The organism is Thermostichus sp. MS-CIW-38, assembly GCF_054058415.1.
This window is the reverse complement of the sequence record NZ_JBSSAH010000036.1, coordinates 1-12,500: the sequence shown is the minus strand read 5'-3', so window position 1 is coordinate 12,500 and position 12,500 is coordinate 1. Positions and strand designations below refer to the sequence as shown.

Below are 12,500 nucleotides of genomic sequence, written 5' to 3'. Positions count from 1 at the left end.
TTGCCGATCCAAAAACCGCCGCAGCCGCGTCACGCTGTAGTGCTCGCGATAGAGCGCCGCGCTGCTCATCAACCCCCGCTCTTCGGAAACCAAGAGGAACAGGAACCGGTAGACCAAGCGCAGCAGTTGGCGGTAGAGCTCCCTGGGATCCGACAAGAGCCGCGCTCTCAGCCTCTGGTTCTTGGGATGGGCCAGGAACCCATTTGCCAGCAACCTGATGCACTCCTCAACCCCCTCCCGCAGCCGTTCCCGTACCCGGCCACCCTGCTCCAGGGCCTGTTGGTAGTACTTTTCCAGCAGACAATCCCCTGCTAGCTCTGCCGTTTGGGGCAAGCGGCTGCGGTGCAGCAGCCGAAAGAGGATGGCAAAGTCGTTAAACCGCTGCTCCTCTAGGATCTGCTTCAGGTCAAACTCCACATAGGCCTGCCGACGCACATAGGTGGAGTCCCGCAGGAGGCGCAGGGTCAATCCGTTGGTAACAATGCCCCAGAGGTGCTCGCTGCGGTTGAGATACTCCTGCAGCAGCGAGTGGGGTGCCAGGCGAGGCCGGCCAGAAGCCGGCACGCGGCCCAGCTCCTGGCGCGCGCCGACGATGTGCACCGGTGGCGCGTCTTCCGCCTCGCCCATGCGATGCGAGATGGGGAAGTTCATTCCGTCCACCTCGCAGGCGCGCGGTTGATAGCGCACCTCGATCCCCAGCAAACTGAAGAAGGGGATCGCCCAGGCATCGCGGGTGATGCTGGTGGCGAGATCGCTTTCGGGCAGGCGCTGCAGGCGGCTCTGGAAGGCCTCCCAGTACTTTCGACAATCGGCAAAGACCGCGGCAATCTCTTCGACTGGGCCGCGCTTGCTGTTAAAGCCGAAGTCTTCTGGCTTCTGTCCTGGCAGATCCCCTGCCAGCAGCTTTTCGAGAATATCGGGCCCCAACAGGCCTCCTTCGATGCGTACCCCAGAAAACTCGCTCATCGGCAAACCACCGGTTGGAGAACAAGGAGTCCTAAAAGATCGGGGGGAAGCTGCGGCTTCACCTTCAGCCCCCGCCCCTGTAGGGACACGGCTTGGCGGATGCGCCTATGGGCAGCCTCCAGCTCAGCAGCACGCTGCAAAATCCGCTCCCGCGCCGCCTGCTGCAGCCGGTGATCCCTTCCCCAGTTTTCCTCTGTCTCCTGCCACGGGCCGAGACAGGCCAGGAGATGCTGAACCAGCTCCCGCTTTTCCGCTAGCGGTAGGTTCTCATCCGGCTTGGCCGTGGCCAGCAGTTGGAGAGCTGCGCCCGTCTCCAGCCAGCGGGCCTCGCCGCTCTCCAGGCCAACACCGCCTAGCACCAGCACCTCTTCCGCCAAGAGAGGCTGCCCCTGGGGTTGCTCCACCAGGTAGCGCACCCGCAGCAGCAGTAGAGTTGTAAGATCAACTACCGCTCGGGTGCGTAGAGCGCCGCAGCGGGAGACGACAGCATCCCCTTTCTCTGGGTTGTCGAGGGCTTCCTCCAGCAAAAACTGGGCCAGGGCAACCACGACGCGGTGGTTGCGGCCAATGTATTCGGCACCTTCGGGCGTGGGCGAGTCGAAGCTGATTAGCCAACGCCCGCCTTTGGGAGAGGGCAGGGCCAGGCGAATGGCTTCCGGCAAGGTGGCAGTGGCTTCGGAGCCGACGCTAACCTGGTAGACCCCCGACCGCTTCCCTGGGGTTATGGCTAGGTTGAGGCGCTGGGCGGCAGCCAGGAAGAATTCGCGCACAGCTTCGGGATCCCCTAGCACGGCATCGGTGGCCTCCAGCTCCCGCTGCACTGCCTCAGGCTTGAGGGCTCGCTGGGCAAAACGGGTGCGGTTGCGCCGCTCCTGTTCGACAGAGCGATCCCAGCGCCGATGAAACTCATCCACTTCCGGCACGCCAAGATCGAGGGTTAGCTGGCGCTCGGCGGACCAGTGTCCCTTGCGCAGGAAGAGGGCTTCGAGCACAGCCTGGGTAACGCTTTCGCTAGCCTCCGGCACAGGCACGTGGGTGCCCAGGGTGCGGTGGATCTCCCGCGCTTTGTTGAGCAACACCTCCAGTACCACGCCATCTACGGGGTTGTCGCGGCCAAAAAAGCGGATGACCTTGACCCGGCTGGCCTTTTGGCCGTAGCGATCCACCCGGCCCTCCCGCTGCTCCAGCCGATTGGGGTTCCAGGGCAGGTCGTAGTGGATGACGGCTGTAAACTTTTCCTGCAGGTTGATCCCTTCCGAGAGGCAGTCGGTGGCCACCAGCACCCGTGGTCGGTCAACTTCCAGGTTCGCGATCCTGGCCTCCCGCTCCTCGTCTCCCATCCTGCCCGTTACACAGGCTACTTGGGCTGGGGATCCCAGCTGTTGCCGAAGGTAACTGTCCAGATACTCCGCAGTGGCAACGTAGCGGCACCAGAGGATGGGATGAAAACCTTCCTGAAGCAACTTTTTCACCAGCTCGATGGCCCGCGCCAGTTTGGTGTCGTGCTCTGGGCCCTGGAGCTGTTTGGCCAGACGGGCCAGGGCCTGCAACCGGCGGCGGTCGCTATCCGGCAGGGTTGGGTCTGCGGCTTCAAGAGCTGGCGTTGGCAGCTCATCGTCGGTACGCTCTTCTGCCGACTCGAACACCCAGCGGCTCAGTTCTGCCTCAACCTCTTCTTCTGCCTCCAGGGTTGCTCCGCTGCGATTGTGCAATGCCGCTACTGCTGCCGCCGGGCTGGACATTACGCAGCGCAAAAGGGCCAGCGCTCCCCAGTAGCGCACTCGCTGCTGGCGCTTCTCTAGTTGCTGCCCTGTGCACACCAATTCCGAGCAAAACCCATAGGTGTCCTCGAACAGCTTGCGCTGCCCCTCAGAAAGGGTGTAGGTTTCATCTTCAGCTTCCCGGGTTGGAAAACAGGTGAGCTCCTGCCAAGTTTCCCGAATATCTCGCCGCGTGCGCTGGACAAAATGACGGGCTAGCTGGACGCGTTGGTCTTCGTTGAGATCCTGGAGATCCCATGTCTCGAACTCGGGCCGCAGCAGCCCCAGCAGCGAGCGGAAGGCCTCTTCGACACCGCTGTGGGGAGTTGCCGTCAGCAGGATCAGGTGGCGGTTGGGGTTTTGGGCCACCGCTTTGAGCAGACTGTGGCGCTCCTGCTGGTTTTTGCCATGGGCCGCCGCTGCCCCATGGACTTCGTCGGCAATGACCAGCTCAGGACAAAATTGCAGAAATGGGTGGCGGTTGCGCTCGGTCTTGACGAAGTCAATGCTGGCCACCTGGACAGGAAAGTGCTCGTAGAGGCTGCGCCCAACAGGGGTTTTTCGCTCCAATTGCCCCACCGTTCCCGAGCGGATGACCACTGGCTCCAGGTTAAACTTCTCGGCCAGCTCGCTGGCCCACTGCTCGCACAAATAGGGAGGGCACAGGACACAAAGGCGTCGGATCTCGCCGCGATCCAAAAGCTCCCTGGCTATCAGCAGCGCCTCGATGGTCTTGCCCACCCCTACGTCGTCGGCAATCAATAGCCGCACCGGATCGAGGCGCAGCGCCATGAGCAAGGGCACAAACTGGTATACCCGTGGCCGAATCGAGAGGCGCCCCAGAGAGCGAAAGGGAGTTGCGCCCTCCCGTAAAATCAGCCGGGCCGCCTGCCAGAGGAGAAGGGTACTGGTGGTATCGGCAGGATGATCCCCAGAGGGCCAAGGAAAGGCGGTAGGCTCCACTCGCTCGAAGGGCAAGGTGCCGCCCACAAGGTTCATCAGGTGTCGGTGAATGCAAACCGCATCTTCTGGGGTGCCGGTGAGGGGCCGCAGCACCACAATTTCTTCTGAATCAGCGGGGAGCACCACCCACTCGCGGTTGCGGCAGCGGACAATTGAGCCAGGCTGCATGGGATCCCTGGGAGCGACCTACCTTTTCCATTGCATCTTAGATACTCTTTGGGGACAACTCTCTCCCATCTCCCAACACCCTGCCGGCAGCGGTAGGATGAAACGGAGCCGGCCTCAGGTACCCCTCTGGCCCACCGACATCATGAGCAGCCCCCGTTATCCGTTTGAGCGTGTTCGCGAGCATTTGCTCTTCCAATCCTTGGAAGATGCCGAGTGGAAGGCATTGACGGCAGCCCTGTTGCCCAGCCGCTTTTCCCCAGGCCAGGTGATCTTCCAGGAAGGGGATCCCAGCAGTGACCTGTACATGATCCTCAGTGGAGTGGTGGAGCTGCGTCGCCAGTACGTGCGACATCCGGGAGATTATTGGCTGGCCACGCTGCACGCCGGGCGCTTGTTTGGGGAACTTTCTCTGCTGACGGGGCGGCGGCGCTCCTTTACGGCAGTGAGCATGACCGAGGTGCAAACCCTACGCCTTTCCACCGAAGGGCTGATCCTGCTGCCCCTGGAAGTCCAGGTGAAACTCTACCGCGCCTGGAGCCAGATCATCAGCGAGCACCTTTACTGGCTGGATAGTATGTTCACGGATCTTCTGGAGCAGCGAGGGGTAGAAAATGTAGCCTCGGCTATGGCTCTGCTGCACCAGCGCTATCCCGCTTGAAAGAGGCTCAATCCCTGCTCCGCATAGGTTTGCAGGTCAACGTCCACGAAGACAACCCCTTGGATCCCAAATTTTGTCTTCAGAATGTTCAGGGGTTGCGATATCATGTGCTAGGCAGCAGCCCCCAAGAGATTTCAAGCAGCGAGGTCAGGAGCAGTGGTTAGGGTAGCCATCAACGGGTTTGGTCGCATTGGTCGCAACTTTTTGCGCTGTTGGCTGGGTCGCTCCCAGTCCAACCTGGACATTGTTGCCATCAACGACACCTCAGATGCTCGCACGGCTGCCCACCTGCTCAAGTACGATTCCATCCTTGGGCCGTTGCAGGGAGCAGACGTTGAGCCTGCAGAAAACGGTTTGGTGGTGAACGGCAAGCATATCTATGCCGTTTCCGACCGCAACCCCAGCAACCTGCCCTGGAAAGAGTGGAAGGTGGATCTTGTTATTGAAGCTACAGGTGTTTTTGTCGACTACCAGGGTGCCTCTAAGCACATAGAAGCGGGGGCCAAAAAGGTGGTGATCACCGCCCCGGCCAAGGGGGGAGACATTCCCACGTTTGTCTACGGTGTTAATCAACACACCTACGACCCGGTGCGGCACAACATTGTCAGCAACGCCAGCTGCACCACCAACTGCCTTGCCCCGATCATCAAGGTGTTGCTGGACAAGTTCGGCGTCCTCCGTGCCACCATGACCACCACCCACAGTTACACCGGCGACCAGCGGATCTTAGATGGTGGTCACCGCGATCTGCGGCGGGCCCGGGCAGCAGCATTGAGCATGGTGCCCACCACCACGGGGGCGGCCAAGGCGGTGGCTTTGGTGATCCCGGAGCTGAAAGGCAAGCTGAATGGGGTGGCGGTACGGGTTCCCACGCCCAATGTGTCTCTGGTGGACTTGGTGGTGCAGACGGAGCGGCGCGTGATTGCCGAGGAGGTAAACGCTGCCCTCAAAGAAGCCTCAGAAACTACGATGAAAGGGATCCTCGCCTACTCGGATATTCCCTTGGTCTCCATCGACTACCGCGGCCACGACTGCTCGGCCATTGTGGATGCGGAGATGACCAGTGTGCTGGATGGGGATCTGGTCAAGGTCATGGCTTGGTACGACAACGAGTGGGGCTACTCCCAGCGGGTGTTGGACTTGGCGGAATACATGGCCGCTCACTGGGTGGAGTAGGCTGCTTCGGTTGGCAACCCTCTTCTGTTCCCCATTATTCCCCCATCGAGAACTGGGCAAAAACCTGCCAACGTTTGCCGTCGTGGAGGAGGAGCGTCAAAGCTGACGCTACAAACGCACTCTGGAAAGAACGCGTCTTGAACTCTGGCCAGGCGGCGCGAAAGTGGGCGGGGGTTAGATCTCGAAAGGCCACGGTTATGTGGGGCACAAACGGACGGGCTTGAGCGGTCGTTTCTTTCCGGTTGAGAAGGAGCCCCATGTGGTGATGGGCTTGAGCTTGTAGCCGCTGCAGTTCTGGGGAGGGCACGACGTGAATAAAAATGACACGCGGCGCGAAGGCCCCAAAGCCGGATAACTGGATGGCGACGGGAGTTTGCTGCTTGGCAAAGGCCTCTAGGGATCCCGTCAAGGCTGGCAGCTCGGAACTGGGCCACTCGAACGGCGGCACCAGGGTGATGTGGGGGGGAGAGCGCAGAGCTGCTCGGCTGGCAAATTGCTCTGCAAACTCTTGCTGGATGGCCGTCACCTGCTCTTGCAGGGCCGGAGGGGGAAGCAGAGCAAGAAACAGTCGCTGCTTGGGGTTATCCACCAGCATCGGTAAGAACCTAGAGAACAGGGGATAATGCAACTGTAGCCAAGCCCAAACATCTTGTTATGTCGCGTCCTGTCGCTTCTTCCCCTATCCTGGATCCCTCCTCGGCAACCGGATCCCCAGGCCAAGCGCCTCAGCCGGCTCCCATTCCGCCCTACCAGTGGCATTTGTTCCTTTGTGCAGATCAAACCAAGCCCAAATGTTGTGAGAAAGCCGTGGGATTGGAAGCCTGGGACTATTTGAAATCGCGGATCAAGGAATTGAACCTGGAAATCGGGAGCGGGGGATCCCTGCGGGTACACCGCACCAAAGCCAACTGCCTGCGGGCGTGCGACTATGCTGTTCCCGGCCCTGTGCTGCTGGTCTATCCCGGTGGGTTTTGGTACCACTCGGTCACGCCGGAGGTGGTGGAGGAGATTCTTCAAAAGCACATCTTGGGAGGGATCCCTGTTGTTGAGTATCTGGTAGCCCAAGATACCCTCAGCGCCCCTGATCCAAAAGGGCATGGATAGCCTGCACGCACTCTGCCGTCACCTGCTGCAAATCGGCCTTATCGCTGGAAGCAGGGGGGGGAATCACGTTGCCAATGCGCACCGTGATGGGGCAGAACAAGCGCGGCCACCGGGATCCCTTGGGCAAGACCTTTTCCGTGCCCCAAAGGGCTACAGGCAGCAGAGGCGTTTGGGTGCGGGCTGCAACCAAGGCCGCTCCCAAGTGGGGCTGAGGAATGCGGCCATCGGGGGTACGAGTGCCATTCAAAAAGATCCCTACCGCCCATCCCTGCGCCAAAGCTGCTTCCGTGGCCCGCAGGGCAGCGCGGTCAGAGCCGCCTCTTTTGACCGGGTAGGCGCCGTAGAGCTGGATCACCTGCTTCAGCCCCGGCACCCGAAACAGCTCTTCCTTGGCCATGAAGGCCACCGGGCGGCGCACCGCATTGGCCACCAGCGGCGGATCCAAATGGCTGGCGTGGTTGCTGACGACGATGAGGGATCCCTGGCGAGGCACGTTTTCCTGCCCATAGGTGCGCCCAAAATACAGTCCCCGAAACAAGGGGTTGACCACCAGCCACTTGAGCAGCCAGTAGGCCAACCAATCCCGGCGGCGATAACCCATCTGTGAGTCCAACGATCCCTGCCACTCCGGCAGCAGTTCCCTCTCTGAGTGTAGTGGAGGGTGGGTGCTGAAGGGGATCCCTGGGCTTCAGCTCTCCAAATCGGGATCCTCACCCAAAGCCCGCAATCTTGCCGCCAGACGCTCCGCCCGTTGATGTTCTCGCTCCGCCCTTTGGCGTTCTTGTTCGGCTCTTTGGCGTTCTTGTTCCGCCCGTTGACGTTCCTGCTCCGCCCGTTCCCGCTCCAACTCAGCCTGTTCATCGCCGGTCAGCAGCAACTGCCCTTGGGCATCACACCAGCGCAACCAGCGAGCTTGTTTCCCCTCAAAAACGCCTTCCCACACCGTCAGGCCCAGCCCCACCTGTTCTAGCCAGGTCTCGGTCATTTCCGCGTAGTGGCGGCCCCGCAGTTCGAAAATGCACAACTCCTCTGGCCCCAGCTCATGATTGGGATCGAAGACCGCGTAGTAGCTAACTCGCATCTGCTCATAACGGCTCAGCTTGCCTTCCAGCTCGTCGCCTTCGCGGTTGGAGACGATCTCGATCACCACATCCGGCGGCTTGTCAAATTGCCAGAGCAGGTAGCAACGGTTTTGCTTCTCCCACCATTGCTCCGGCACCGTGACGTCCAGGCTGAGAAAAACATCCGGCACAATCGGGGGCCGACCGATGGCGGTGTAGATGCCTACATTTGCCGCTGCTAAAAAGGTTTTGCCGCGCAAAGCGCTGTAGAGAGCTCCAGTCAGGAGGCGCTGCTGTTTTTCCGAGGCAAAGTTATCCACCGGGGTATCATCCTCTGTTACGAGATCGGCGACGTCGGGAACCAGCAGTTCAGTATCCATGGGCAGATGGGGTTGGGGATGCTAGCGATCTTAGCTGCTCACCTCAGGGATCCTCTGCTCCCTGAGAAACAGAGAAAACAGAGTCCTCGAGCAAGCCCAGGTACAATCGAGAAAGCTTTACTTAACGATGATTTCTTTTTCTTCGCTGCTTGATGCAGATCGATATCCGTCCTGCTGAAAATTCGGATAGTGCAGCTCTGCTCCACATTTTGCAGGTGGTCTTTGCGGAGTATCCAGGCTGTGTATTGGATATCGAAGAAGTGCCGGAGTTGCTTCAGCCTGCCACGGCCTTTGCGGAGATGGGGGGATCCCTTTGGGTGGCGCAGCATCAGGATCAAGTGGTCGGCTGTGTCGGCCTTGTGCCCGATGGGATCCCTGGGCGCATGGAGCTGAAAAAACTCTACACTCTGCCCGCAGTGCGCGGTCGAGGTTTGGGTCGGCGTTTGATTGAACAGGCCGAATTTGCGGCTCGGCAGCAGCAGGCGGACTCTCTGCATCTGTGGACAGATACTCGCTTCACGACGGCTCATCGGGTTTATGAGCGGCTCGGCTATGTGCGTCTGCCGGAAATTCGTGAATTGCACGATCGCAGCAACTCTGTGGAGTATCACTACGAAAAGCGTCTCCGTTGAGGGTCGGGCTGTTGAACTGTGATGCGTTGGTGATTGGCTGTGGGGTGGTGGGCTGTGCCATTGCCTACGAATTGGCCACAGCTGGGCTGTCGGTCATTGGAGTGGATGCCGGAGAGCCGGCCTCAGGCGCCGCGGGCGCGTCGCTGGGGGTGTTGATGGGGATCTGCAGCCGCCAGCCTAGCGGGGAGGTGGTGCAGTTGCGTCTAAAAAGCCTGGAGCTGTTCGATCCCCTAATCGCGCGGCTGGAGGAAGACCTGGGCCGGAGTTTGCCCGTCAATCGGCGCGGCATTCTCAAACTCCTCAGGGAGGAGGAAGTGGAAGCTTGGCAAGAGACCCTGGCGGCCCGCCGACAAGCAGGTTACCGCCTAGATCTGCTCAGCCCTGCCGAAGTGGGATCCCTGCAGCCCGGCCTGCGCAGCGACCTGGCGGCGGCCATCTACTCTCCCCAGGATCGACAAGTCCAGCCCAAGCTCCTAACCCAGGCTCTCTTGGAAGCAGCCCAACGCAAGGGATCCCGCTTTTTCTTCCACCAGCCTGTCCAGAAGATTCAGCGCAGCTCGGATCCCCCCTTTCGCCTGCAAGCGGTTTACACCCCCGCTCTCACCCTCTCGGCAGGTCACGTCATTCTGGCGGCAGGTCTGGGCAGCTCCCCTCTGGCCAAAGAGCTGGGGTTGCAGGTGCCCCTGCAAGCGGTCAAAGGCCAGGCCCTGCGGGTCAGAGCTCCCGGGATCCCCCTGGGGCCCGTGGTCACCGACGCGGATCTGCATCTGGTTCCTTTGGGCGATGGATCCCTGTGGGTGGGGGCAACAGTGGAATTTCAGGCCCCTCATCCCGAGCCGACGCTGCTGGCGCTACAAGATCTGCTGGCCCGCGCCATCCGACTCTGCCCGGCTTTGGCCGAAGCAACTTTGTTGGATCATTGGGCCGGCCATCGGCCTCGACCAGTGGGACAGCGCGCCCCCATCCTGGGTTGGGCTCCTGGCTACGCCAATCTGCTCATTGCCACCGGCCATTATCGCAATGGAGTGTTGCTGGCCCCGATCAGCGCCGCCATCCTGCGGGACTTGGTACTGAAAGGGGAAACAGCCCTCTGTGATCTAGGGCCCTTTGCCCCCAGACAGGGCTGAGCCCGTATCCATCTTCCGGCTCTCGGCCCGCCGATGGACAGGACATATGTCAGAATGAAAGGCTGCCTGGTTAGGATCGGATCGTCCGTTGAGTAGCCCAAAGGAGAAGAGAGCCTTGCCGAAGTTCGCCCTAAAAGCCCTCTGGTTGGAAAACGATTTGGCTATTGCCGTCGATCAGGTGGTGGCCAAAAACCGCAGCCCCCTCACCCACTACTTTTTCTGGCCGCGGGATGACGCTTGGGAGCAGCTTAAGGCTGAGCTGGAAAGCAAAACTTGGATCAGCGAAGTGGATCGCATCGAGCTGCTTAACCGAGCCACCGAACTCATCAACTACTGGCAAAACGGCGGGCGCAACCGCCCCATCAGCGAAGCCCAGGCCCAGTTTCCCGACATCCTGATCGGTGGCAACTCCTAGCCCTCTCCCCCCTGTCAGCCAAAACGTGACTCCGGATCTGCCCATCTTGCTCAGGCTCCCGTCTTTGAGCTAGATTGGCACTCGGGAGTTTAGAGTGCTAACTCCCTGCTAGCCGAGCCGGAGGATTCCTGGGAACCCCACTCCGCCTGGCAGTACCCAAAGTAGGAGCCCAGTCAGACTTACGAGGATCGCGGATTCTATGGCAAAGCGGATTCTGTTTAGAGAAGAGGCCCGCAAGGCATTGGAGCAGGGCATCAACCAACTGGCGGATGCAATCAAGGTTACGATTGGCCCCAAAGGACGCAACGTGGTCTTGGAGAAGAAGTTTGGTGCCCCCCAAATCGTCAACGACGGGGTCACGATTGCCAAGGAAATTGAGTTGGCCGATCCTTTGGAGAACACAGGCGCCCAGTTGATGCGGGAAGTGGCCTCTAAGACCAACGATGTGGCCGGAGATGGTACCACCACAGCCACCATCCTGGCCCAAAGCATGGTGCGGGAAGGGCTCAAAAACATCTCGGCGGGCGCCAACCCTGTGGCTCTGCGGCGCGGCATTGAAAAGACCACTGCCTACTTGGTGGAGCAAATTGCAGCTCATGCCAAGCCTGTGGAAGGCCGTAAAACCATCGCCGAAGTAGCCACTATCTCTGCTGGCAATGACAGCGAAGTGGGAGAGATGATCGCCAAGGCCATGGATGCTGTAGGGCGAGATGGGGTGATCACGGTCGAAGAATCCAAGTCGCTGGAAACCGAGTTGGACGTGGTGGAGGGGATGCAGTTTGACCGCGGCTACATTTCCCCCTATTTCGTCACAGACTCGGAGCGGATGGTGGCCGAGTATGAGAATGCTTATCTGCTGATTACCAGCAACAAGATCTCCAGCCTGCAAGATCTGGTGCCCATCCTAGAGCGGGTGGCCCGCGAGGGTCGGCCTCTTCTGGTCATTGCGGAGGATGTGGAGGGAGAGGCTCTGGCCACATTGGTGGTGAACCGCCTGCGGGGGGTACTCAATGCGGTGGCGGTCAAGGCTCCGGCTTTTGGGGATCGGCGCAAAGCCATGCTGGAAGATATCGCCATTCTCACCGGCGGGCAGCTCATCTCTGAGGATGTTGGCATCAAGCTGGATAAGGTCACCCTGGACATGATGGGGGTGGCCCGCAAGATCACTGTCACCAAAGACAAGACCACCATTGTGACCGATGGCAGCACCAAAGCGGCGGTGGAAAAGCGAGTGGCTCAAATTCGCAAGCAACTGGAAACCACCGATTCCGAGTACGACCGCGAGAAACTGCAAGAACGCATCGCCAAGTTAGCTGGGGGGGTAGCAGTCATCAAAGTGGGGGCCGCTACTGAAACCGAACTCAAAGACCGCAAGCTGCGCATTGAGGATGCCCTAAATGCCACCCGAGCTGCGGTGGAAGAAGGGATCGTCCCCGGCGGTGGGGCGACGCTATTGCACCTCTCCAAAGGGATCCCGGCTTTCAAGGCCAAGTTGAATGCCGAAGAACAGGTGGGGGCAGAAATTGTTTACCGAGCCTTGCAGGCCCCTCTCTTTCAGATTGCCCACAATGCCGGTCTGGAAGGGTCAGTGGTGGTGGAAAAGGTTTTGGAGAAGGAGATGCCCTTTGGCTTCGATGCCCTGAGCGGAACCTATGTGGATATGTTTGCCCAGGGGATCGTCGATCCGGCCAAAGTGGTGCGCTCAGCGCTGCAAAACGCGGCTTCCATAGCCGGAATGTACCTCACAACCGAAGCGATTGTGGTGGAAAAGCCTGAGCCCAAGCCGGCGGCTGGCTCTGCACCTAAGGGGATGATGTAGTCTTGCGAAAGTAAACTGCCCGACACCAGCGCTATGCGCAGGATGCGGGCTTTATCCCAGTCCCTAGCGGCCCCAGAGGGCAGCTAAGTTTCGGAATTTCAGGCGAGTTTACAGTCGCCCCAAGGAGAGAGATTACTTGAGCAGCGTTATAGTCAGCATCCCCTTCCCACCCACAATGTCCACACTTGAACGACTTACCATTGCGGTAGGACTTACCCCGCTCAGGGTGGATGTGCAGGCATTTGTGGCAGGTCTGACTGGTGTAGGCAGG

The 12,500-nt window shown here is 60.0% G+C and carries 13 protein-coding genes (1 of these 13 running past the window's edge); 7 read left to right on the top strand and 6 right to left on the bottom strand.

Annotation, left to right across the window (positions count from 1 at the left end):
* Both ACVWXZ_RS11420 and ACVWXZ_RS11415 read right to left on the bottom strand, forming a co-directional pair.
* A protein-coding gene (locus tag ACVWXZ_RS11420) for a DUF559 domain-containing protein (protein WP_457439659.1) crosses the window boundary here: on the bottom strand, nt 1–966 show its beginning. The gene continues 3,576 nt to the left of window position 1, outside the view; 966 of the gene's 4,542 nt are visible here — the first part of the coding sequence; it begins with the start codon at nt 964–966; the stop codon falls past the left edge of the window.
* Nucleotides 963–3,857 carry a helicase-related protein gene (locus ACVWXZ_RS11415; RefSeq protein WP_457402480.1) on the bottom strand — a complete coding sequence of 965 codons (2,895 nt, stop codon included), beginning with the start codon at nt 3,855–3,857 and terminating at the stop codon, nt 963–965. Before ACVWXZ_RS11415 ends, ACVWXZ_RS11420 begins: the two co-directional genes overlap by 4 nt.
* A gap of 97 nt (nt 3,858–3,954) precedes the next feature.
* On the opposite strand from ACVWXZ_RS11415, the gene ACVWXZ_RS11410 reads away from it, so the two are divergent.
* The gene (locus ACVWXZ_RS11410; protein WP_187147224.1) at nt 3,955–4,515 is read left to right on the top strand and encodes a Crp/Fnr family transcriptional regulator; all 561 of its coding nucleotides are present in this window, start codon (nt 3,955–3,957) and stop codon (nt 4,513–4,515) included.
* 156 nt (nt 4,516–4,671) lie between these two features.
* Nucleotides 4,672–5,691: a type I glyceraldehyde-3-phosphate dehydrogenase gene (gene gap, locus ACVWXZ_RS11405; protein ID WP_414421616.1), complete on the top strand. Its 1,020-nt coding sequence runs from the start codon at nt 4,672–4,674 to the stop codon at nt 5,689–5,691.
* Nucleotides 5,692–5,725: 34 nt separating this feature from the next.
* On the opposite strand, the gene ACVWXZ_RS11400 is transcribed toward gap, so the two are convergent.
* Complete coding sequence (locus ACVWXZ_RS11400; RefSeq protein WP_457402478.1) at nt 5,726–6,286, bottom strand: 2'-5' RNA ligase family protein; 561 nt, start codon at nt 6,284–6,286, stop codon at nt 5,726–5,728.
* 59 nt (nt 6,287–6,345) lie between these two features.
* On the opposite strand from ACVWXZ_RS11400, the gene ACVWXZ_RS11395 reads away from it, so the two are divergent.
* Nucleotides 6,346–6,795 (top strand): (2Fe-2S) ferredoxin domain-containing protein, encoded by a 450-nt coding sequence (locus ACVWXZ_RS11395; protein WP_414331431.1) that lies wholly within the window; start codon nt 6,346–6,348, stop codon nt 6,793–6,795.
* Here the strand turns inward: ACVWXZ_RS11395 and ACVWXZ_RS11390 are convergent.
* Together ACVWXZ_RS11390 and ACVWXZ_RS11385 are read right to left on the bottom strand one after the other, a co-directional pair.
* Nucleotides 6,764–7,396, bottom strand: coding sequence for a lysophospholipid acyltransferase family protein (locus tag ACVWXZ_RS11390; protein WP_414331435.1), 633 nt, complete (start codon nt 7,394–7,396; stop codon nt 6,764–6,766). The two genes, ACVWXZ_RS11395 and ACVWXZ_RS11390, sit on opposite strands and share 32 nt — an antisense overlap.
* Nucleotides 7,397–7,483: 87 nt before the next feature.
* Nucleotides 7,484–8,236 carry a Uma2 family endonuclease gene (locus ACVWXZ_RS11385; RefSeq protein WP_457402476.1) on the bottom strand — a complete coding sequence of 251 codons (753 nt, stop codon included), beginning with the start codon at nt 8,234–8,236 and terminating at the stop codon, nt 7,484–7,486.
* A 152-nt stretch (nt 8,237–8,388) separates the two neighbouring features.
* On the opposite strand from ACVWXZ_RS11385, the gene ACVWXZ_RS11380 reads away from it, so the two are divergent.
* From ACVWXZ_RS11380 to groL, 4 genes are all read left to right on the top strand, one after another.
* Nucleotides 8,389–8,868 (top strand): GNAT family N-acetyltransferase, encoded by a 480-nt coding sequence (locus tag ACVWXZ_RS11380; protein ID WP_414330053.1) that lies wholly within the window; start codon nt 8,389–8,391, stop codon nt 8,866–8,868.
* Between the two features lie 11 nt (nt 8,869–8,879).
* A complete protein-coding gene (locus tag ACVWXZ_RS11375; protein ID WP_414357710.1) occupies nt 8,880–9,995 on the top strand; it encodes an NAD(P)/FAD-dependent oxidoreductase in 1,116 nt (371 codons plus the stop codon).
* A gap of 88 nt (nt 9,996–10,083) precedes the next feature.
* The gene (locus tag ACVWXZ_RS11370; RefSeq protein WP_414330048.1) at nt 10,084–10,410 is read left to right on the top strand and encodes a 30S ribosomal protein PSRP-3; all 327 of its coding nucleotides are present in this window, start codon (nt 10,084–10,086) and stop codon (nt 10,408–10,410) included.
* A 199-nt stretch (nt 10,411–10,609) separates the two neighbouring features.
* On the top strand, nt 10,610–12,229 hold the full coding sequence (groL, locus tag ACVWXZ_RS11365; RefSeq protein ID WP_414357711.1) for a chaperonin GroEL: 1,620 nt from the start codon (nt 10,610–10,612) through the stop codon (nt 12,227–12,229).
* A 31-nt stretch (nt 12,230–12,260) separates the two neighbouring features.
* Here groL and ACVWXZ_RS11360 read toward each other — a convergent pair.
* Nucleotides 12,261–12,500 (bottom strand): zinc ribbon domain-containing protein (locus ACVWXZ_RS11360; RefSeq protein WP_457402474.1); only part of this gene is annotated, 240 nt, incomplete at its 5' end.

Bases quoted from the DNA above. Each gene is read 5' to 3' on its own strand.
- ACVWXZ_RS11415 (WP_457402480.1), bottom strand. From the start codon at position 3,857: ATGCAGCCTGGCTCAATTGTCCGCTGCCGCAACCGCGAGTGGGTGGTG.
- ACVWXZ_RS11410 (WP_187147224.1), top strand. From the start codon at position 3,955: ATGAAACGGAGCCGGCCTCAGGTACCCCTCTGGCCCACCGACATCATG.
- ACVWXZ_RS11400 (WP_457402478.1), bottom strand. From the start codon at position 6,286: ATGCTGGTGGATAACCCCAAGCAGCGACTGTTTCTTGCTCTGCTTCCC.
- ACVWXZ_RS11395 (WP_414331431.1), top strand. From the start codon at position 6,346: ATGTCGCGTCCTGTCGCTTCTTCCCCTATCCTGGATCCCTCCTCGGCA.
- ACVWXZ_RS11390 (WP_414331435.1), bottom strand. From the start codon at position 7,396: ATGGGTTATCGCCGCCGGGATTGGTTGGCCTACTGGCTGCTCAAGTGG.
- ACVWXZ_RS11385 (WP_457402476.1), bottom strand. From the start codon at position 8,236: ATGGATACTGAACTGCTGGTTCCCGACGTCGCCGATCTCGTAACAGAG.
- ACVWXZ_RS11380 (WP_414330053.1), top strand. From the start codon at position 8,389: ATGCAGATCGATATCCGTCCTGCTGAAAATTCGGATAGTGCAGCTCTG.
- groL (WP_414357711.1), top strand. From the start codon at position 10,610: ATGGCAAAGCGGATTCTGTTTAGAGAAGAGGCCCGCAAGGCATTGGAG.